The organism is Aquamicrobium terrae (assembly GCF_040545735.1).
GTDB lineage: Bacteria > Pseudomonadota > Alphaproteobacteria > Rhizobiales > Rhizobiaceae > Mesorhizobium > Mesorhizobium terrae_A.
The window spans coordinates 301460-321740 of sequence record NZ_JBEPML010000003.1; the positions used below are offsets into that span (position 1 = coordinate 301460).

Annotated in this window: 21 protein-coding genes; 6 read left to right on the forward strand and 15 right to left on the reverse strand. The window is 66.5% G+C overall.

Features of this window, described 5'->3' with window-relative positions; translation table 11 throughout:
- Positions 1-36: 36 nt before the first annotated feature.
- Entirely contained in the window at positions 37-1071 is a 1035-nt protein-coding gene (locus ABID37_RS06680) for an aspartate-semialdehyde dehydrogenase (RefSeq protein ID WP_354193415.1), read from the reverse strand.
- Between the two features lie 116 nt (positions 1072-1187).
- Positions 1188-1322 (reverse strand): hypothetical protein, encoded by a 135-nt coding sequence (locus tag ABID37_RS06685; protein WP_354193416.1) that lies wholly within the window; start codon positions 1320-1322, stop codon positions 1188-1190.
- A 193-nt stretch (positions 1323-1515) separates the two neighbouring features.
- Here ABID37_RS06685 and ABID37_RS06690 point away from each other — a divergent pair, with 193 nt between their 5' ends.
- Positions 1516-3378 carry a DEAD/DEAH box helicase gene (locus tag ABID37_RS06690; RefSeq protein ID WP_354193417.1) on the forward strand — a complete coding sequence of 621 codons (1863 nt, stop codon included), beginning with the start codon at positions 1516-1518 and terminating at the stop codon, positions 3376-3378.
- Between the two features lie 204 nt (positions 3379-3582).
- Here ABID37_RS06690 and leuB read toward each other — a convergent pair whose 3' ends face one another.
- The 4 genes from leuB to leuD all read right to left on the reverse strand — a co-directional run bounded on the left by leuB (position 3583) and on the right by leuD (position 6805).
- Positions 3583-4686, reverse strand: a complete 1104-nt coding sequence (gene leuB, locus ABID37_RS06695) for a 3-isopropylmalate dehydrogenase (protein WP_354193419.1) — start codon at positions 4684-4686, stop codon at positions 3583-3585.
- Between the two features lie 119 nt (positions 4687-4805).
- Entirely contained in the window at positions 4806-5156 is a 351-nt protein-coding gene (locus ABID37_RS06700; protein WP_354193420.1) for a VOC family protein, read from the reverse strand.
- Positions 5157-5158: 2 nt separating this feature from the next.
- Complete coding sequence (locus tag ABID37_RS06705; protein ID WP_354193421.1) at positions 5159-6001, reverse strand: Ivy family c-type lysozyme inhibitor; 843 nt, start codon at positions 5999-6001, stop codon at positions 5159-5161.
- Between the two features lie 198 nt (positions 6002-6199).
- The gene (gene leuD, locus ABID37_RS06710; RefSeq protein WP_354193423.1) at positions 6200-6805 is read right to left on the reverse strand and encodes a 3-isopropylmalate dehydratase small subunit; all 606 of its coding nucleotides are present in this window, start codon (positions 6803-6805) and stop codon (positions 6200-6202) included.
- A gap of 166 nt (positions 6806-6971) precedes the next feature.
- Between leuD and ABID37_RS06715 the strand changes: the two genes are divergently transcribed.
- The 3 genes from ABID37_RS06715 to msrB all read left to right on the forward strand — a co-directional run bounded on the left by ABID37_RS06715 (position 6972) and on the right by msrB (position 9103).
- Positions 6972-7418, forward strand: a complete 447-nt coding sequence (locus tag ABID37_RS06715) for a GNAT family N-acetyltransferase (RefSeq protein WP_354193424.1) — start codon at positions 6972-6974, stop codon at positions 7416-7418.
- An 8-nt stretch (positions 7419-7426) separates the two neighbouring features.
- Positions 7427-8620: a vWA domain-containing protein gene (locus tag ABID37_RS06720; RefSeq protein WP_354193426.1), complete on the forward strand. Its 1194-nt coding sequence runs from the start codon at positions 7427-7429 to the stop codon at positions 8618-8620.
- Between the two features lie 78 nt (positions 8621-8698).
- Positions 8699-9103, forward strand: coding sequence for a peptide-methionine (R)-S-oxide reductase MsrB (gene msrB / locus ABID37_RS06725; RefSeq protein ID WP_354193427.1), 405 nt, complete (start codon positions 8699-8701; stop codon positions 9101-9103).
- A gap of 58 nt (positions 9104-9161) precedes the next feature.
- Here the strand turns inward: msrB and ABID37_RS06730 are convergent, their stop codons facing one another.
- The 9 genes from ABID37_RS06730 to ABID37_RS06770 form a co-directional block, all read right to left on the reverse strand.
- A complete protein-coding gene (locus tag ABID37_RS06730; RefSeq protein WP_354193428.1) occupies positions 9162-10418 on the reverse strand; it encodes a D-amino acid dehydrogenase in 1257 nt (418 codons plus the stop codon).
- Positions 10419-10455: 37 nt separating this feature from the next.
- Positions 10456-11589 (reverse strand): alanine racemase, encoded by a 1134-nt coding sequence (gene alr, locus ABID37_RS06735; protein ID WP_354193430.1) that lies wholly within the window; start codon positions 11587-11589, stop codon positions 10456-10458.
- A gap of 340 nt (positions 11590-11929) precedes the next feature.
- Entirely contained in the window at positions 11930-12451 is a 522-nt protein-coding gene (locus ABID37_RS06740) for an RNA pyrophosphohydrolase (RefSeq protein WP_354193432.1), read from the reverse strand.
- A 19-nt stretch (positions 12452-12470) separates the two neighbouring features.
- A complete protein-coding gene (locus ABID37_RS06745; RefSeq protein WP_354193434.1) occupies positions 12471-13622 on the reverse strand; it encodes a divergent polysaccharide deacetylase family protein in 1152 nt (383 codons plus the stop codon).
- A gap of 138 nt (positions 13623-13760) precedes the next feature.
- The gene (locus tag ABID37_RS06750; protein WP_354193435.1) at positions 13761-15086 is read right to left on the reverse strand and encodes a S41 family peptidase; all 1326 of its coding nucleotides are present in this window, start codon (positions 15084-15086) and stop codon (positions 13761-13763) included.
- A gap of 1 nt (position 15087) precedes the next feature.
- Positions 15088-16362, reverse strand: a complete 1275-nt coding sequence (locus ABID37_RS06755) for a murein hydrolase activator EnvC family protein (RefSeq protein WP_354193437.1) — start codon at positions 16360-16362, stop codon at positions 15088-15090.
- 152 nt (positions 16363-16514) lie between these two features.
- Positions 16515-17009: a 23S rRNA (pseudouridine(1915)-N(3))-methyltransferase RlmH gene (rlmH, locus tag ABID37_RS06760; RefSeq protein WP_354193439.1), complete on the reverse strand. Its 495-nt coding sequence runs from the start codon at positions 17007-17009 to the stop codon at positions 16515-16517.
- 81 nt (positions 17010-17090) lie between these two features.
- Complete coding sequence (rsfS, locus tag ABID37_RS06765; protein WP_435521544.1) at positions 17091-17462, reverse strand: ribosome silencing factor; 372 nt, start codon at positions 17460-17462, stop codon at positions 17091-17093.
- A 260-nt stretch (positions 17463-17722) separates the two neighbouring features.
- Positions 17723-18103 (reverse strand): fimbrial protein, encoded by a 381-nt coding sequence (locus ABID37_RS06770; protein WP_354193442.1) that lies wholly within the window; start codon positions 18101-18103, stop codon positions 17723-17725.
- 26 nt (positions 18104-18129) lie between these two features.
- Here ABID37_RS06770 and ABID37_RS06775 point away from each other — a divergent pair, with 26 nt between their 5' ends.
- Together ABID37_RS06775 and rpoH are read left to right on the forward strand one after the other, a co-directional pair.
- Positions 18130-19170: an RluA family pseudouridine synthase gene (locus ABID37_RS06775; RefSeq protein WP_354193444.1), complete on the forward strand. Its 1041-nt coding sequence runs from the start codon at positions 18130-18132 to the stop codon at positions 19168-19170.
- 187 nt (positions 19171-19357) lie between these two features.
- Positions 19358-20269, forward strand: coding sequence for an RNA polymerase sigma factor RpoH (rpoH, locus tag ABID37_RS06780; protein WP_354193445.1), 912 nt, complete (start codon positions 19358-19360; stop codon positions 20267-20269).
- The last annotated feature ends 12 nt before the right edge of the window (positions 20270-20281 follow it).

A 20281-nucleotide genomic window follows, 5' to 3' on the forward strand; every position in this document is an offset into this window, starting at 1 on the left:
TTCAGGGCGATTTGTTTTTGAGCAACAGCTTGCGGCTCAGGCGGCCTGCTTCTTGGGCTGGATGAGGCCGCGCGCCACCAGCAGCTCGGCGATCTGCACGGTGTTCAGGGCCGCGCCCTTGCGCAGATTGTCCGACACGATCCACAGGTTCAGGCCGTTGTCGATGGTCGAATCCTCGCGGATGCGGGAGATGTAGGTGGCGTCCTCGCCGGCGCTCTCCACCGGGGTGATGTAGCCGCCGTCCTCGTGCTTGTCGACGACCAGGCAGCCCGGCGCCTCGCGCAGGATCTCGCGGGCCTCGTCGGCGGTGATGGGCTTCTCGAATTCGAGGTTCACGGCTTCCGAATGGCCGATGAACACCGGCACGCGCACGCAGGTGGCGGTCACCTTGATCTTGGGGTCGAGCATCTTCTTGGTCTCGGCCACCATCTTCCACTCTTCCTTGGTGGTGCCGTCTTCCATGAACACGTCGATGTGGGGGATGACGTTGAAGGCGATGCGCTTGGTGAACTTCTTGGCCTCGACCGGATCGGCGACGAACACGGCGCGGGTCTGCGAGAACAGCTCGTCCATGCCTTCCTTGCCGGCGCCCGACACCGACTGGTAGGTGGACACCACGACGCGCCTGATGGTGGCGGCGTCATGCAGCGGCTTCAGCGCCACCAGCATCTGCGCGGTCGAGCAGTTGGGGTTGGCGATGATGTTCTTCCTGGTGAAGCCGTCGATGGCGTCCGGGTTCACTTCCGGCACGATCAGCGGCACGTCGGGGTCGTAGCGCCAGGCCGAGGAGTTGTCGATGACGACGCAGCCCTGCTTGCCGATCTTCGGCGACCACTCCTTGGAGACGTTGCCGCCGGCCGACATCAGGGCGATGTCGGTGTCGGAGAAGTCGTATGTCTCCAGCGCCTTGACCTTGAGGGTCTTGTCACCGAAGGACACCTCGGTGCCCTGGCTGCGGCGCGAGGCGAGCGCCACGACTTCGCTGACCGGGAAACCGCGCTCTTCCAGAATGGTGAGCATTTCGCGACCCACATTGCCTGTGGCGCCGACAACCGCAACCTTGAAGCCCATCGAACTCTATCTCCTGTCGCTCTCCGCTTGTTTTGCTTGGAGAAACCCGCCGGCCGTTTGCGGGTCCCGCCTCCCTCGGGCCGGACCCGGGGAGAGGGCGAGCAGGCCAAGGGAGATCAGACCGTGGTGGCGGTCGTTTTTTTGGCCGTGGTTTTGGTCGAAAGCAGGGACGCGAACATGCGCCCGGCCGGGGCCGGGGTCTCGCGGCTGTCAAGGCCGCGTGCGAGAAAAGCCATCAAAAGGCCGCGCATGGTGGATACGTCCTGTTCGGTGCCGGCTTTTACGCGTTTTGCGTCAAGAGTCAATCACGCTCGCTCTGTACAATGGGCGCCGGGCGCAGTAGGAGCGGCGCAGCTTCGTTTCCGGCCGCGCGGTCTTATGCCGCCAAGTGGCCGGCTCTTATTTTTGAAGGCCTGGACGGGCCCCGCATTCCGAAAGACAAAAATGATGGTTGAAGGTATCGCGCCCGCGCTCGCCGAGGCGCTGGAAAAGCGCGGTTATTCCGAGTTGACGCCGGTGCAGAAGGCGGTGATCGACCCCGCGCTGGGGCAGTCCGACGCGCTGGTTTCGGCGCAGACCGGCTCCGGCAAGACGGTGGCGTTCGGGCTGGCGCTGGCGCCGACGCTGCTGGGCGAAGCAACCCGCTTCGGCGAGGCCGGGGCACCGCTCGGGCTGGTGGTGGCGCCGACGCGCGAGCTTGCCTTGCAGGTCGCGCGCGAGCTGTCATGGCTCTACGAGCAGGCCGGGGCGGCGATCGCCACCTGCGTCGGCGGCATGGACATGCGCACCGAGCGGCGGGCGCTGGAACGCGGCGCCCATATCGTGGTCGGCACGCCCGGCCGCCTGCGCGACCACATCACGCGCGGGGCGCTCGACATTTCCGGGCTCGCCGCCGTGGTGCTGGACGAGGCCGACGAGATGCTCGACCTCGGCTTCCGCGAGGACCTCGAATTCATCCTGGGCTCCTCGCCCGTCGAGCGCCGCACGCTGATGTTCTCGGCCACCGTGCCGCGTGCCATCGCCGCGCTGGCCAGGGAATACCAGCGGGACGCCGTTCGCATCGCCGCGGCGGGCGAAGAAAAGCAGCATCACGACATCGAGTATCGCGCGCTGGTGGTGACGCCGGCCGATCGCGACAATGCCGTCGTCAACGTGCTGCGCTATTACGAGGCGCGCAACGCCATCGTGTTCTGCAACACGCGCGCGGCGGTGAACCATCTCACCGCCCGGCTGAGCAACCGCAATTTCTCGGTGGTGGCGCTGTCCGGCGAGCTCAGCCAGAACGAGCGCACCCATGCGCTGCAGGCCATGCGCGACGGCCGGGCGCGGGTGTGCATCGCCACCGACGTGGCGGCGCGCGGCATCGACCTGCCGGGGCTGGAACTGGTGATCCATGCCGACCTGCCGACCAATCCCGATACGCTGCTGCACCGCAGCGGCCGCACCGGCCGGGCCGGGCGCAAGGGCATCAGCGCGCTGATCGTGCCGCATCCGGCGCGCCGGCGCAGCGAACGCGTCCTGCAGGCCGCCCGTATCGAGGCCGAATGGGCGCGCCCGCCCTCGGCCGAGGAGGTGATCGCCCGCGACAATGAGCGGATGTTGTCCGATCCGGCGCTGTCGGAACCGGTCAGCGAGGGCGAGCGCGACTTCGTCGCCACGCTGCTCGACCGTTTCGGCCCCGAGCAGATGGCGGCCGCCTATCTGCGGATGAGCCGCGCCGGACGCTCCGCCCCGGAATATCTGTCGGAAAGCGGGCCGCTGCCGGTCGGCGGAAAGGCTGGCGGCCATGCCGGCACCCCGTCTAAAAGCCGTGACGATTTCGGCGACAGCGTCTGGTTCTCGCTGTCGGTCGGGCGCAAGCAGAACGCCGAGCCGCGCTGGCTGATCCCTATGCTGTGCCGCACGGCCAATCTCACCAAGCGCGAGATCGGCGCCATCCGCATGCAGCCGGAGGAAACCTTCGTGCAGATCGCCGCCGACAGCGCCGATGCGTTCGTGGAGGCGCTGGGGCCGCATATGACCATTCAGGGCAATATCCGCGTCGAGGCGGTGGATGGCGAGCCCGATTTTTCCCGCAGCGCCTATCGTGCGCCGCGGCCGGAAAAGAAGCCGCATCGCGGCAAGGGCGGGTTCGGCAAGGAAAGTGGCGAACGCGCGCCGAAGAAAAAATTCGCGAAGGGCGACAAGCCGGCATTCGCCGATGCCGGTGCAAAGCCATGGGGCGGCAAGAAGGCGGCCAAGCCGAAGTTCGACACGGGCGCAACAGGAAAGCCGGCAAAGAAACCGAAGCGGCCGAAGCCCGAATAGGTTCGCATAGAAAAAGGCCGCCCCAAGGCGGCCTTTTTTGCTTTCCACCGTCGTCCCGGAAGCCGGAGCGCAGCCGAGGCTGTCCGGAATCCATCCCGTGACGTTCGAAGGTTCCCGGAATGGATCCCGGCTCGCGGTCGCTATCGCTTCCTTGGCCGGGATGACGAGCAATCAGAAGGCGATTGCCCGTTGACCGGAACCGCTTTAGGCGGCGCGATACTTCGCCATGATGGCGTCGCCCATCTCGGCGGTGCCGACCTGCTTCATGCCTTCCGACATGATGTCGCCGGTGCGGTAGCCCTCGTCGAGGACCGCCGAGATCGCCTTTTCCAGGCGGTCGGCTTCCACAACCATGTTGAAGGAATAGCGCAGGCACATGGCGAAGGAGGCGATCATGGCGATGGGATTGGCGATGCCCTTGCCGGCGATATCCGGCGCCGAGCCGTGCACCGGCTCGTAGAGCGCCTTGCGCTTGCCGGTCTTGGCATCGGGAGCGCCGAGCGAGGCCGAGGGCAGCATGCCGAGCGAGCCGGTCAGCATGGCCGCCACGTCGGAGAGCATGTCGCCGAACAGGTTGTCGCAGACGATGACGTCGAACTGCTTGGGCCAGCGCACGAGCTGCATGCCGCCGGCATCGGCCAGCATGTGGTCGAGCTTGACGTCGCTGTATTTCGCCTTGTGGGTGGCGGTGACGACCTCGTTCCACAACACGCCCGACTTCATGACGTTGCGCTTTTCCATCGAGGTGACGTGGTTGTTGCGGGTGCGGGCCAGCTCGAAGGCCACACCGGCGATGCGCTCGATCTCGAAGGTGTCGTAGACCTGCGTGTCGATGCCGCGCTTCTGGCCGTTGCCGAGGTCGATGATCTGCTTGGGCTCGCCGAAATAGACGCCGCCGGTCAGCTCGCGCACGATGAGGATGTCGAGCCCTTCGATCACCTCCTGCTTGAGCGAGGAGGAGGCGGCCAGCGCCGGATAGCAGATGGCCGGGCGCAGGTTGGCGAACAGTTCGAGGTCCTTGCGCAGGCGCAGCAGTCCGGCTTCCGGGCGCACCTCGTAAGGCACGGCATCCCACTTCGGCCCACCGACTGCGCCGAACAGCACGGCGTCGGCGGCCAGCGCCTTTTCCATGTCGGCTTCGGAAATCGCCTGCCCGTGGGCATCATAGGCCGAACCGCCGACCAGGCCCTCGTCGGTCTCGAAGCCGGCGCCGGCCTTGTTCATGACGGCGATCAGTTTCTTCACCTCCGCCATCGCTTCAGGGCCGATGCCGTCGCCGGGGAGGAGGAAGAGTTTTTTCGCAGCCATGAGATCATTTCCCGAGGAGTGTTGAACCGCCGCTTTGCTAACCGCGCGCGGGCGCTTGCGCAAGACGCAAGCTTTCCGCAAGGGCAAATCCTTGCGAGCCGGATTGCCCGGCCCGCCCGCTATCGATGCGAGAGGATGTTCACCAGCCGGCCGAAGGGATCGCGCACATAGAAGCGGCGCACGCCCCACGGTTCGTCGGCGGGGCCGTATTCGATGCCGAAGCCGGCGGCTTTCATGTCCGTAAAGGCCTCATCGACATCGTCGACCTCGATGGAAAGATCGGGCACCGGCGTGCCGGAGCCGCCCTCGACGGCGAAGGAAACCTGCACCGTCATCTTTTCCTGCGAGCCCCACGTGGCGATCCAGCCATGGTCCATGAGGATGTCGAGGCCGAGCACGTCGCCATAGAAGCGCTTTGCCGCGGCGATATCATCGGTGGCGATATTGGCGAGGACGCGCCGGACCTTCATGGTTATTGACGCGGCTCCAGCGCCTTTTCCATGGCGGTGCGGGCTTCCGCCGGCCAGCCGCCGAGCGCCGGCCAGGTCTGGGGTTTGCCGGCGTCGGTCTGGCGGGCGAAATAGAGCTTCTGGTTCGCCGGATCGATGGCCATGAAGCCGTCATAGGTGCCGCAGGCATGCGGGATGCAGCCGTCGCCGTAGATGATGCCGGAGGCCGTCTTTTCCGGTCCCGCGCCGACCATCAGGCTGGTGACCACCTCTTCCAGCGAATCGTCGAGCAGATCGACGGCCTGCCCGTAGACGGCCTCGTTCTGGAAGGCGTCGATCATGTTGCCGAACTTCGCGGGGTCGATGTCCTTCCAGCCCGTTCCCGGCTGCGGCGCATAGGTCAGGGTGCCTGCCGTGGCAAATCCCGCATCGGGCGTCCAGCGGGTGACGACCCCGTCGCCGCCCGGGGCCAGCCACGGCACGAAATAGAGCGAGTCGTCGGAAACGGTCGTCACCGGCGCGCCGCAATCGTCCTCGCCCATGCTGGCGCGCTGGACGGCGCCGTTCTCGCCCTTCCACACCATGATCTTGGCGGGGCCGCAGGCATTGCCGCCGTCGCCGACATCGAACAGCGCGACCTCGGTGCCGGCCAGATCGACGATCTTGTCGAAATACACCACATAGGCGCTCGCCAGTTCCTTGTCGCCGAAGGAAAGGGTCTTTTCGCCATATTCCTCTTTCTGGGTGATGGTCAGGGCGCCACCGGCAAAGGGGATGCTCTGCGGCTGCTCGTCCTGCGTCAGGGCGGGCGAGCAAAGGCCGATGCCCACAAGGGTTGCCGCGGACAGGCGGAAAATCGGTTTCATCGTGTGGACCTCCGGTTGCACCGTGATCGCTTCCCGACCGGAAGGGGCCGAATCGGAATGGCTTGGGAGAAGGGCACGTTAGGGAGGCTGCCGGGTGCTGTCCACCTTTGCGCGGGATGCCCGAGGGGAAGGCCCGAAATGCGAAACGGGATGCGGGCCGTCAGGCGCGCATCCCGTCGATTTCGTTGCTTCAGTCGGTCAGGCCCAGGGGCGGGACTCGGCGTTCTTCTGCTCGAAGGTGCTGATCGAGCCGGCCTTCTCCATGGTCAGGCCGATGTCGTCGAGGCCGTTCAGCATGCAGTGACGCTTGAAGTCGTCGAGGTCGAAGGTGATGACGCCGCCGTCGGGGCCGCGGATTTCCTTGGCCTCCAGGTCGATCGACAGCGTGGCGTTGGCGCCGCGCGAGGCGTCGTCCATCAGCTTGTCGAGGTCTTCCTGGCTGACGGTGATCGGCAGGACGCCGTTCTTGAAGCAGTTGTTGTAGAAGATGTCGGCGAACGAGGTCGAGATCACGCAGCGGATGCCGAAGTCGAGCAGGGCCCAGGGCGCATGCTCGCGGCTCGAACCGCAGCCGAAATTGTCGCCGGCGACGAGGATCTGGGCGTTGCGATAGGCGGGCTTGTTGAGCACGAAATCGGGGTTTTCCGAACCGTCCTCATTGTAGCGCATCTCGGCGAACAGGCCCTTGCCGAGCCCGGTGCGCTTGATCGTCTTCAGATAATCCTTGGGGATGATCATGTCAGTGTCGACATTGACGATCGGCAGGGGCGCCGCGACGCCGGTGAGCTTGGTGAACTTGTCCATGGCTTGTGCCCGTAGTGTCGTTGCGGGAGTTGCTGCCTTCGCTTTACACAAAGCCGGCGCATAAGGAAAGGCGCGGATGTCCATGGCGCAGGAAAGGCCGGCTTGCTGCACCATGGCGCAGGCGGCCGTGCCCCTCTAGGCTGGGGCGGCGAACAGGGAGAAGAGCATGAGCAACATCATCATCCGGCCGCTGGAAGCGGGCGACCATGGCGCCTGGCAGCGTCTGTGGAGCGCCTATCTCGCCTTCTACGAGACCGAGCTGCCGCAAGAGGTCCATGCAAGCACATGGCAGCGGCTGTTTTCGCCCGGCGAGTTCGAGCCGAAGGGCTTCATCGCGCTGATCGACGGCAAGGCGGTGGGCCTCACCCACTATCTCTATCACCGCTCCTGCTGGTCGCTGGTGGACAATTGCTACCTTCAGGACCTGTTCGCGGACCCGGCGGCGCGCGGCCGGGGCGTCGGCGCGGCGCTGATCGAGGCGGTGCGGCAGGCGGCGGCGAAGCGCGGCGTGACGAACGTGTACTGGATGACGCACGAGACCAATGCCACGGCGCGCCGCCTCTATGATAGGGTGGCGCGACGCACCGGCTTCATCGAATACGACCTGTTGTAGAAACGTCTATGTTCATCCCCTTCTTCCTCGAACTGAAAGCGGCCAAGGTTCCCGTCTCGCTGCGGGAATACCTGTCGCTGCTCGAGGGCATGGAGGCGGGGCTGGTCGAGTACGACGTCGAGGGCTTCTACTATCTGGCGCGCGCGGCGCTGGTGAAGGACGAGCGCCATATCGACCGCTTCGACCGGGTGTTCGCGCATGTCTTCCGTGGCGTCGAGGCGGTTTCGGGAGAGGGCGGCGTCGACCTGGCCAACCTGCCCGAGGACTGGCTGCGGCGGCTGGCCGAAAAGCACCTCAGCGAGGAGGAAAAGCGGCTGGTCGAGGCGCTCGGCGGCTTCGAGAAGCTGATGGAAACGCTGCGCCAGCGGCTGGAGGAGCAGAAGGGCCGCCATCAGGGCGGCTCGAAATGGATCGGCACTGCGGGCACCTCGCCCTTCGGCGCCTATGGCTACAACCCCGAGGGCGTGCGCATCGGCCAGCATGAAAGCCGCCACCGGCGCGCGGTGAAGGTGTGGGACCGGCGCGAGTTCCGCAATCTCGACGATTCGGTGGAGCTCGGCACACGCAACATCAAGGTCGCCCTGAAAAGGCTTCGCCGCTGGGTGCGCGACGGGGCGGCCGAGGAACTGGACCTGCCCGGCACCATCCACGCCACGGCCGAGCATGGCTATCTCGACGTCAAGACCCGGCCGGAACGGCGCAACGCGGTGAAGCTGTTGATGTTCTTCGATGTCGGCGGTTCGATGGACGACCACATCAAGGTGGCTGAGGAGCTGTTTTCCGCCGCGCGGGCCGAATTCCGGCAGCTCGAATATTTCTACTTCCACAACTGCCTCTACGAGGGTGTGTGGAAGGACAACCGCCGCCGCCATGCCGAGGTGGTCCCGACCTTCGACGTGCTGCACAAATACGGTTCCGACTACAAGGCGATCTTCGTCGGCGACGCCGCGATGAGCCCCTACGAGATCAGCCATCCCGGCGGTTCGGTCGAGCACTGGAACCCGGAGGCGGGCGCGGTATGGCTGCAGCGGGCGCTTGCCCAATGGCCGGGCGCGGTGTGGCTGAACCCCACCGCCGAGAAGCATTGGGGCTACACCCACTCCATCGGCATGGTCCAGAAGCTGTTTTCCGGGCGCATGTTCCCGCTCACGCTCGCGGGGCTGGAAGCGGCGACGAAGCAGCTTGGCCGCGCCGTGCATTGAAAATCGCCGGGTGCTGGTCAGGCCGGTTGCCTGATCCTATCTTTGCCGTAAGGCAAATCGCTCCCGCAGGAGAGTTTCATGGAAAGCACCACCTATCCCGTCACCCGCAGCGATGCCGAATGGCGCGCGCTGCTGTCGCCCGAGCAATATGCGGTGATGCGCCAGCACGCCACGGAGCGGCCCGGAAGCTGCGCGCTGCTCCATGAGCACCGCGCCGGCGCGTTCCATTGCGCGGGCTGCGATGCGAAGCTGTTCGAGGCCAACCTCAAATTCGAGAGCGGCACAGGCTGGCCGAGCTTCAACGACCCGGTGCCGGGATCGGTCGGCGCCACCACCGACCGCAGCCACGGCATGCTGCGCACCGAGGTGCATTGCGCGACCTGCGGCAGCCATCTCGGCCATGTCTTCCCCGACGGCCCGCCGCCCACCGGCCTGCGCTACTGCATCAACGGCGTGGCGCTGAATTTCAAGCCGGCCGAGTAGAGGCTTTCCCTTCTCGAAATGAAAACGCCCGGCCTGAACCGGGCGTTTTCTTTCGGGATCAGGCCGCGTAGCGCTGCGGTCCCAATGCGCGGGCGTCGATGTCCGGCTTGCGGCCGGAAACGATGTCGGCCAGCACCCGCGCCGAGCCGCAGGCCATGGTCCAACCCAGCGTGCCGTGGCCGGTGTTGAGATAGAGGTTGGAATATTTCGAGGCGCCGATGATCGGCGGTCCGTCCGGCGTCATCGGCCGCTGGCCGGTCCAGAAGGTGGCCGCGCCGATGTCGCCGGCGCCGGGGAACAGGTCGGTCACCGAATGGACCAGCGTTTCGCGGCGGGCGTCGTGGAGCTTTAGGTTGTAGCCCGAAATCTCCGCCGTGCCGCCGACGCGGATGCGGTCTCCGAGGCGGGTGATGGCGATCTTGTAGGTCTCGTCCATGATGGTTGATTCAGGCGCGGCGGCTGCGTTCACGATCGGCACGGTGATCGAATAGCCCTTGACCGGGTAGACCGGGATCGGCTGGCCGAGCTTGCGCATCCAGATCGGCGAATAGGAGCCCAGCGCCATGACATAAGCGTCGGCGCTGCGCTTGCCGGCGTTGGTGTCGACGCCGGTGATCCGGCCCTGCGCGGTGTCGATGCCGGTGATGGTGACGCCATATTCGAACCTGACGCCGGCGGCGGCGGCGATCTCGGCCAGCCGCTCGGTGAACATCTGGCAGTCGCCGGTCTCGTCGCCGGGCAGGCGCAGGCCGCCGACAAACTTGCCGCGCACATTGCCGAGGCCGGGCTCGACGGCGATGCAGCCCTCGGGATCGAGCACCTCGAAGGGAACGCCGGTCTGCTTCAGCACCTCGACGTCGCCGCCGATGGAATCGAGCTGCTTCTGGGTGCGGAAGAGCTGCAGGGTGCCCTTCATGCGTTCGTCATAGGCGATGTTGGTGCGCGAGCGCAGGTCCTTCAGCACGTCGCGGCTGTATTCGGCGATCGGCACCATGCGCGACTTGTTGAGAGCGTAGCGCTCGCTGGTGCAGTTGCGCAGCATCTTCAGCATCCACGCATACATGTGCCAGTCGAGCGTGGGCTTCACCACCAGCGGGCCGTGCTTCATCAAGAGCCATTTGAGCGCCTTGACCGGCACGCTGGGGCCGGCCCAGGGCGAGGAATAGCCGGGCGAAACCTCGCCGGCATTGGCGAAGCTGGTTTCCAGCGCCGGGCCGCCCTGGCGGTCGATGACCGTCACTTCATGGCCGGCCTCGCGGAGGAAATAGGCAGTGGTGACGCCGATGACGCCGCTGCCGAGGACCAGTACTTTCATGTTCTACTCCCGAAAATCCGTGGTTGGTCCGGCGGGGTCACGCGCCGACATGGATGCGGTGGAAACGGTGGCCGAGGCTGGTCAGCACCTCATAGGCGATGGTGCCGTAGGAGCCGGCCAGGTCGTCGATGGTCTGCTCGGCGTCGATGAGGTTCACCAGATCGCCGGCCTTGAGCCGGCTCTCGGGCAGCGCCGAAATGTCGAGGATGATGGAATCCATCGACACGCGCCCGATGAAGGGCAGTTCGACCCCGTCGAAGCGGGCGGCGGCGCCGGCGCGGCGGTGCCAGCCGTCGGCATAGCCGAGCGAGATGGTGGCGAGGCGCTGCGGGCCTTGGGCGGTGGCGGTGTGGCCGTAGCCGATGCCGGCGTCCCGCTCCACCGTCCGGGTCTGGATTACCTTGGCCTGCAGGCGGATCACCGGCAGCATCGGGTTTTCCTGGCCCGGTGTCGGATTGATGCCGTAGAGCGCCGCACCCGGCCGGGCAAGCTGATGATGATAGGCCGGGCCGAGGAAGATGCCGGAGGAATTGGCGAGCGAGGCGGGCGCGGCCGGCAGCAGGGCGCGCAGCCGGTCGAATTCGATGCGCTGCGCCTCGTTGGCCGCATGGCCGGGCTCGTCGGCGCAGGCGAGATGGCTCATCACCAGCTTCAGCTCGATGCCGTCGAGGGCATGGCGATCTGCGGCCACGGCCTCGACCTCGGCCGGCGACATGCCGAGCCGCGACATGCCGCTGTCGACCTGCAGGGCGGCCGGCAGCGCATGACCGGCCTGCCTGGCGGCAGCGCGCCAGGCGGCAAGCTGTTCGGTGCTGTTGAGCACCGCGATCAGCCCGGCGGCGATTGCATCCGGCTCGGAGCCGGGCGGCAGGCCGTTCAGCACGTAAATGGAAGGGCCGGGGCCGATGGCGGCGCGCAGCGCGACGCCTTCGCCGACATGGGCCACGAAGAAGGTGTCGCAGCCTTCCTGCGTCAGGGCGCGGGCGACCGGAACGGCCCCCAGCCCGTAGCCGTCGGCCTTGACCACGCCGGCGCATTTCGCGCCGCCGAGGCGGGCCTGGAGGCGGCGGTAGTTCTTGCGGACAGCGCCGAGGTCGATGGTGAGGATGGCGCCGGCATCGGCTGCCGGATCGGCGGCCACCGTCTTGTATCCACGCGGAACCTGATTCATGTCCTCCACCCGGTATTCTTTCGCAAACAGGCGCCGATAACGTACTTCGATGCTTGTAACACCGATCAGGCGCATATTCCTTGCAAATATGATGCCTGAATTCGTGGATCGTGCGATCCGAAGTGCCTTGCTGGCCCGGATTCCGCACGGAAATCCGGTGTCCTGCAAAAAGGCCGAAAAAAGCTGCGCTTCGGCGCGGCCGGGGCGAGACCGTTCGGGGTTTCATCCCGTGGCGTGCCGCCGCCGTGGGATCGTAGCGCATTTTGGACGCAACAGGCACCCGGCGCGGGTTCAGGTCCGCGTCTCAGGCTTTGTCTTCGCGCCGGTCGGGAGACGGGTTTCAGCCGGTCAGATGGCGGAAGACCGTCACCACGTCCTCGTAGACCTTGCGCTTGAAGGGCACGATGAGCCCGGGCAGGTCGGCCATCGGCATCCAGTCCCAGCGGTCGAACTCCGCCGTATGGCCGCCGGGCGGCGGGTTGACGCGGATTTCACTCTCGTCGCCCTCGAAGCGGAAGGCGAACCATTTCTGGGTCTGGCCGCGATAGCGGCCGTGCAGGGCGATGCCCATCAGGTGCGAAGGCAGGTCGTAGTTGATCCAGTGCGGCGCTTCGGCCAGCAGCGACACGCTCTTGATGCCGGTTTCCTCGAACAGTTCGCGCCGGGCCGCGACCAGCGGGTCCTCGCCCCTGTCGATGCCGCCCTGCGGCATCTGCCACAATTTGTCGGAGCCGGTGGTCTCGTCGTTGGGCTCGGGAACGCGATGGCCTGCCCATACCAGCCCGCCGCGGTTCAGCACCATCACGCCCACGCAGGGGCGGTAGGGCAGGCTCTCGGGATCGACGGGCTTCTTCTTCGACATGGTTCAGCTTTCCCCCGCTTCAGCGGTTCTCCGGATCGTTGGCGACGGCGGAAATCGGCACGATCTCGATACCGCGCATCTTCGCTTCATTGACCCAAGCGGCGACCGCGTCAACCGTCATGTCGAAGGCCGAGCCGATGCCGATGGCGCTGCCCCTGGCGCGGGCGGTGGCTTCCAGCTCGTCAAGCTTCTTGAGAATGGCGGCGCGGTCCTGCACGGCGTCGATCTGGGTGTCGGCGACGGCGAGCGGCATCTTCTCCTGCGCCGCCAGTTCCGGCGCGCGGCTGCGGGCGGAGGAGCCGTCGTCCAGATAGCCGAGACCGCGCGCCGCCAGTTCCCGCATGATGGGCGAAAGCGCCTGTTCGTCGGCGGTGAAGCGGGCGCCCATATAGTTCATCACCGCGGTGTAGTTGGTGGTGCGCGACAGCACGCGGCGCATGGCGCGCAGATTGTCGTCCGGCGCGGCCTCGACGGTCAGCGTGTCGCGGCCGGGATCGACATTGGGATAATCGAACGGCTCCATCGGCACCTGCATCACGATCTCGTGGCCCTTTCTGCGGCCCTCCTGCATCCAGCGGCCGATCGAATTGCCGCCCGAGGCGAAGCCCAGCGTCACCTCCGGCGGCAGCTTGGCGAGGGCGGCCTGGGTGCCGGTCTGCGAAACGGCCAGCCCGCCGATGACGATGGCGACGCGGGCGCCGCGCGCGCCCGACCAGGGCCGGGCATAGACGTCGAAGGGCCGCCTGCCGTCCTCGGCGCGCTTCGGCAGCGGGCCGGTCTCGCTGTCCTCGACCAGCGCGCGGTCGGGCAGATGGGCGACGCGCAGGTTCTGCTGCAAGGCGGAAGGATCGCGCACGACGATGGCGCCGCCGTCATCCGGCCCGTCGGGCTCGACGCGGATGATCTGGGCGCCGCCCGGCTGCGTGGTGATCCTCGTTTCGGGGTGCGCCGGCTGTGCCGGGACCTCGGCTGCGGGCTGCGGCGTGGCGACGACTTCCGGCTGGCGCCAGGGCCGCTCGCGCAGCGCGATCATGGCGGAGGCGCCCACCACGGCCACGGCGGCAAGGCTGAGCAGGACGGTGCCGGCCGGGATGCGCGGCAGGGCCGGGGCACGGCGCGGCCGCCCCTGCTCCTGCCCGAGAGGGCGGTCGATATCCTTTTCGCCTGACAAGCGGCGTCTCCCCAATCAGACCGCCGCAACCCTGCGGCTGCGGCAGGCCCCCGAATCAAAACTGCCGGAACGGCGAGGTTCCGGCAGTCTGGCATTGCGTGGCGCGGATGAACAGGTCCGCGCGGCGGGCCGAACCTCCTACTGGTTGAGGACGGCCTTGTCCGGGTTGGGCGGGAAGGCCGGGTCGGTCTTCTGGCCGCGCAGCAGTTCCAGCGCATAGGTGAGCTGGAGGTCGTCCTTGGCTTCCGGCGGCACGTAGGCGACCGAGCCGGAGCCGGTTTCGCCCTCTTCCGCACCCTTGATGTGGCCCTTGAGGTCGGATTCGCCACGGGTCAGGTCGCGGCCCTGCAATTCCGGCGGCAGCGGCTGGTCGACCTTGATGTCGGGCGCAATGCCCTTGCCCTGGATCGATTTGCCGGACGGCGTGTAGTAGAGCGCCGTCGTCAGCCGGAGCGCGCCGCTCTCGCCCAGCGGGATGATGGTCTGGACCGAGCCCTTGCCGAAGGACTGGCTGCCGACCACGGTGGCGCGGCGCAGGTCCTGCAAGGCGCCGGCGACGATCTCCGAGGCGCTGGCCGAGCCGCCGTTGATGAGCACCACCAGCGGCTTGCCGTCGATGGAATCGCCCGCCTTGGCGTCGAAGCGGGTGACGTCCTTGGGATCGCGTCCGCGCGTCGAGACGATCTCGCCGCGGTCGAGGAAGGCGTCGGAAACGCTCACCGCCTGGTCGAGCAGGCCGCCCGGATTGAGGCGCAGGTCGAGCACATAGCCCTTGAGCTTGTCCTTCGGGATGTCCTTCTTGATCGAGGTGATGGCGGCCTCGAGGTCGTCATAGGTCTTTTCGGTGAAGGAGGTGATCTTGATGTAGCCGATATCGTCCTCGGTGCGGAACTTGACCGCCTTCACCTTGATGATGTCGCGCACCACCTTGATCTCGATCGGCTTGTCGGCGCCCTCGCGCAGGATGGTCAGCGTGATCGGGGTCGAGACCGGCCCGCGCATCTTCTGCACCGCGTCGTTGAGGGTCAGGCCGCGCACCTCCTCACCGTCGATCTTGGCGATGTAGTCGCCGGCCAGCACGCCGGCCTTGGCGGCGGGCGTGTCGTCGATCGGGGTGATGACCTTGACGAGGTCGTTCTCCATAGTGACCTCGATGCCGAGGCCGCCGAACTCGCCCTTGGTCTGCACGCGCATGTCCTGGGCGGCTTCCGCATTCATGAAGGAGGAATGCGGGTCGAGCGAGGTGAGCATGCCGTTGATGGCGTTCTCGACCAGCGACTTGTCGTCCGGCGGCGTCACATACTGGGCGCGCACGCGCTCGAAGATGTCGCCGAACACGGCAAGCTGCTTGTAGGTCTCGGCGCCTGCCGCATTCGCCGCGGTGCCCGGAACGCCATAGACAAGGCTCATGGCGGATGCGCCCATCAGCGCACCGGCAAACAGGAGCGAGAGTTTCCGCATCATTTCACGTCCTTCCAGAAACACGGTCCGCCCACCACGGGGTCGGATCAACGGGTTTACCATCCTTGCGGAACTCGACATAGAGCTCCGGCGTGGCATTTGCATCCTGTGTCGCCGAGGTGCTTGCCACCCTTGCTTCACCCATCGCGCCGATCGGCTCGCCCGCGAGAACGGATTGGCCGGACGCGACGGTCAACCTGTTCATCCCCGCCAGGACGACATGATAGCCGCCGCCGGCGTCGAGGATCAAGAGTTGACCGTAGGAGCGGAACGGCCCCGCATAGAGTATCTCCCCATCCGCCGGTGCGGTGACGATGGCGCCCGATTGTGTCGCAACCATGTCGCCCTGCATCACCGATCCGTTACCGTCATTGGCGCCGAAGCGGCGCTTGACCGTGCCGGTCACCGGCAGGGCGATCTGCCCGTGCAGGGACCGGAAGGGGATGCGCTCCAGCAGGCGGTTGGCCTCCGGTACCGGCAGGGCCGCCGTGCGGGCCTCCTCCTCGGCCTTGCGCTTGGCCTGCTTGTCGAGGGCCGCGATCAGGTCCTTCAGGCTGCGCGCCCTGGCCGCCAGCTCCTGCGCGTTCTGCTGCTCGGCCGCGAGCGCTGCCTGGGTCTCGGCCTGGAATTTCTTGCGCGCCTCGAGCAACAGGGTGAGGCGCTGCTTCTCGGCCAGCTGCTCGGTCACGGAGGCGGTGAGCCGACCGCGCTCGGCCTCGATGGAGGCGGTGACGCGCGCATGTTCCTTGAGATCCGCCATCAGCCTTTCGGTCTCGTGGCGCAGTTCCGGCACCACGGCGCCGAGCAGGATGGCGCTGCGCACCGAGGCCAGCGCGTCTTCCGGGCGCACCAGGATCGCCGGCGGCGGGTTGACGCCCATGCGCTGCAACGCGCCCAGCACCTCGGCCAGCACGTCGCTGCGCTCGGCCAGCGAGGCGCGGATGCGGGCGTCCTGCCCCTTCAGCTCCTCCAGCCGGGTGCCGATGTCGTCGATGTCCTGCCCGAGCTTCTGCTCGGTCTTGGCCGACTGTATGAGGGCGGCGGTGATCGAGGCATAGTCCTTGCGCACCGCGGCGATGTCGGCGGCAAGCCTGGCCAGCCGCTCCGAGGAGAGGCTGATCTCCTTCGTCACCTGCTCGTATTCGGCGCGCTTGGCATCGGCCTCGGCCGGCTCTTCCGGCGCGGCCTGGGCGAGGCCGCAGGAAACCAGCAGCGCCAGCGCCGCCAGCAGGCGGCGGGCGCCGCGCGGGCCCGGTTCCGATCTCAAGCGCTCATCCATTGAGGAGCGACAGTAGCGGCAGCATCGTTAACGAATCATCAACCATGTTTGCGGGTTTGACGCATGTTCCACCCGACCTGCTGCTGACCGCAGAATGGGGCGAAAATCCGGGCGAGCCCGTCATTGGCCGTGATTCTCATCTATCCCGGTTTTCAGGCGCGATGATAGGGGTGGCCGGCGAGAATGGTGGCGATGCGGTAGAGCTGTTCGCCGAGCATGACGCGCACGAGCTGGTGCGGCCAGGTGAGCGCGCCGAAGGAGACGATCAGCTCGGCCTCGCTGCGCAGCGCCTCGCCATGCCCGTCCGGCCCGCCGATGGCCACCACCACCGCCTTGCGGCCGTTGTCGCGCATGGCGCCGATGCGGCGGGCGAGTTCCTGCGAGGAAAAGCTCTTGCCGCGCTCGTCGAGCAGGACAAGGGCAGCGCCCGCCTGCCCCTGGGCCTGCACATGGGCGAGCAGCTTCTGCCCTTCCTCGCGCTGGCGCTCGTCCACCGTCTGGCCGCGCCCTTCCGGGATTTCGGTGATGCCGCCGAATTCGAGGCCGACGGCCGGCCCGCTGCGGGCGAACCGCTCGTAGTAGCGGTCGCCAAGCTCCTTCTCGGGGCCGGACTTCATACGGCCCACGGCGTGTACGGTGAGTTTCATGCCCGCCCCAGATCAAGCATCGGATATTCCCGAAAACCGGATACCACTTTTCGGTCCGATGCTCCAAAGCGACGCCGGCTCCTAGTGCAGCGTCTCTTCCTCCAGATCCGGCGCCTGCCACATCTTCTCCAGATTGTAGAATTCACGGACCTCTGGACGGAAGATATGGACGATGACATCGCCCGAATCGATCAGGACCCAGTCGGCGCCGGACAGGCCCTCGACGCGCGCATTGCCGAGGCCGGCATCCTTGAGCGCCTTGAGCAGGTGATCGGCGACGGCCGCGACATGCCGGTGCGACCGGCCCGAGGCGATGACCATGTGATCGCCGAGGCTCGATTTGCCCTGAATGTCGATGGGGACGATATTTTCGGCCTTGGAGTCTTCGAGACTGGCAAGGACGATGTCGAGGGCGCGGGGCTGGCTGACGCCTATCCCGGCCGGCGAAGGCACGATCTCGGCCTTCTTCCGAAGTGCTGTTCTCAGTGTCTTTCCTTTCGCAACAAGAACAACCATGCCGCCTGCAATCGGGCGACACTGGAAAGATAGGCAGAGTCGCATTGCAGTTTCAAGACGAGCGCACGCTGTGCGCGCAGAAGTGATCGGGCCAAAGCGTGTCGCGATCTTCCAGATTCGTTCCCTGCGCTTCAAGTTCCTGTTTTTTTGCGCATGCCGTTATCCCGAAACCGGTTCCCGCTTCCGGGCGACATGCTTTATCTGTTGCGGATGGTGAAGCGCCCGACCATGCTGCGCGCGGCGATGTCGTAGACGAACAGCACGCGCTCGCCGCCCGCCAGTTCCGCATCGAGGGAAATGCGGTTGCCGGAAATCGACTGCGAGACGACGCGCGCGCCGACCGGCAGCACGATATCGCCTTCGATCTGCTGGCCGGCAGGCGCCTGAATGTCGCCGGCGGGCGCGGCTACCTGCGGCTCCGTGATCCGGGATTTGTAGACAAGGGCGGCGATCACCACCATAAGGGCGAGGAACAGAAGACCGAGATTGATGCCCATGAAGCGGATCATCTTGCGGCGCACCTTCTCGATGGAAGGGTCCAGCGGCTTGTCTTCTTCTTCGGTTTCGGGCCGGGTCATGGCAGGGTCCGCAACAGTTCATCAGGATGAGCGGTCATAACGAAGTGGGTTCGGGATTGATAGAGGGCGGCCGGGTCGAGTTCGTCGCTGAGGCGGAGGCAGCCGGCCAGCGGCTCGACCAGTGGCTGGCAGCGCGGCTGGCGCCCGACCTGTCGCGCAGCCGGGTGCAGGCGCTGATCAGGCAGGGCGCGGTGCTGGTCGGCGGCGTCGCGACCGGCGAGCCGAAGCGCAAGCTTGCCGTCGGCGAGCGTGTCGAGGTCGCCATGCCCGAGCCGGAGCCGGCGGCGCCGCTGGGCGAGGCCATCCCCCTCGACATCCTCTACGAGGATGACGAACTGGTCGTCGTCAACAAGCCGGCCGGGCTGGTGGTGCATCCGGGCGCCGGCAACTGGACCGGCACGCTGGTCAATGCGCTGATCCACCATTGCGGCGACAGCCTGTCCGGCATCGGCGGGGTCAAGCGGCCGGGCATCGTGCACCGGCTGGACAAGGACACGTCCGGCGTGCTGGTCGCGGCCAAGACCGACCGGGCCCACAAGGCGCTGTCGGAGGCCTTCGCCGACCATGGCCGCAGCGGCAATCTCGAACGCGCCTATGTGGCGCTGGTCTGGGGCATTCCCCAGCGCCTGGCAGGCACGGTCGACGCGCCGCTCGGCCGGGCGGCGGACCGGGTGCGGCGCGCCGTGGTGCCGGAAGGGCGCGACGACGCCCGCCACGCCGTCACCCACTACCGGGTCGAGGAGCGCTTTGGCGAGGGCCAGAGCCAGTATGCGGCCGCGAGCCTCGTGGAATGCCGGCTGGAAACCGGCCGCACCCACCAGATCAGGGTGCATATGGCCCATATCGGCCATCCGGTGGTCGGCGATCCCGATTACGGGCAGGCGTTCCGCACCAAGGCGAACCGGCTGCCGGAACCGCTGAAGGACGCGGTGCGGGCCTTCCCGCGGCAGGCGCTGCATGCGCGGCTGCTTGCATTCCGCCATCCCGCCACCCATATGATGATGCGGTTCGAAGCGCCGCTGCCTGCGGATATGGCCGCGCTGGTGAGCGGCTTTCGCCAAATCTGAACCTGCCATCAAAAAACCTGACTCGCTTTGTTCACTTCACCGTGACAGTCTGTTTCGCATTGAACAAATACGTGCGTTTCCGGTTTTGTTCCTGTATAAGCTGTTCTTGCAGACGTGCGCTTTTCCGGCGTCTGCACCCCATGCCCGCCGCGTTTCGGGGGCATCGCTCTAGAGAGGAGGGCGCTTTATGGCCCAGACACTACCCAGCATCGTTTCCGGCGAAGGTGGCCTGACCCGCTACCTGGAAGAAATCCGCCGCTTTCCCATGCTCCAGCCGCAGGAAGAGTACATGCTCGCCAAGCGCTATCATGAGCATGGCGACACGGCCGCCGCCCACAAGCTCGTCACCAGCCATCTGAGGCTCGTGGCCAAGATCGCCATGGGCTATCGCGGCTACGGCCTGCCGATCGGCGAGGTGATCTCGGAAGGCAATGTCGGCCTCATGCAGGCGGTCAAGAAATTCGAGCCGGAGCGCGGTTTCCGGCTGGCCACCTATGCCATGTGGTGGATCAAGGCCTCGATCCAGGAATACATCCTGCGCTCGTGGAGCCTGGTGAAGATGGGCACCACCGCCAATCAGAAGCGCCTGTTCTTCAACCTGCGCAAGGTGAAGGGCAAGATCCAGGCGCTGGACGACGGCGACCTGAAGCCCGAGCAGATCGCCGAGATCGCCACCCGCCTCAACGTCTCCGAGGAGGAGGTGGTTTCGATGAACCGCCGCCTGTCGGGCGACGCCTCGCTCAACGCGCCGATCCGCGCCACCGAGGGCGAAAGCGGCGAGTGGCAGGACTGGCTGGTCGACGACAGCGACAGCCAGGAGCAGATGCTGATCGAGCAGGACGAACTGGACAACCGCCGCAAGATGCTGGCGGGCGCCATGTCCGTGCTGAACGATCGCGAGCGCCGCATCTTCGAGGCGCGCCGCCTTGCCGAGGAGCCGTTGACGCTGGAGGAACTGTCCGGCGAATTCGACATCAGCCGCGAGCGCGTGCGCCAGATCGAGGTGCGCGCCTTCGAGAAGGTGCAGGACGCGGTGAAGGCCGAGGCCAAGCGCCAGGCGCAGGCGCTGCGCACCATCGAGGCGCAGCCGGCGGCGTAATCCGTCCGCGGT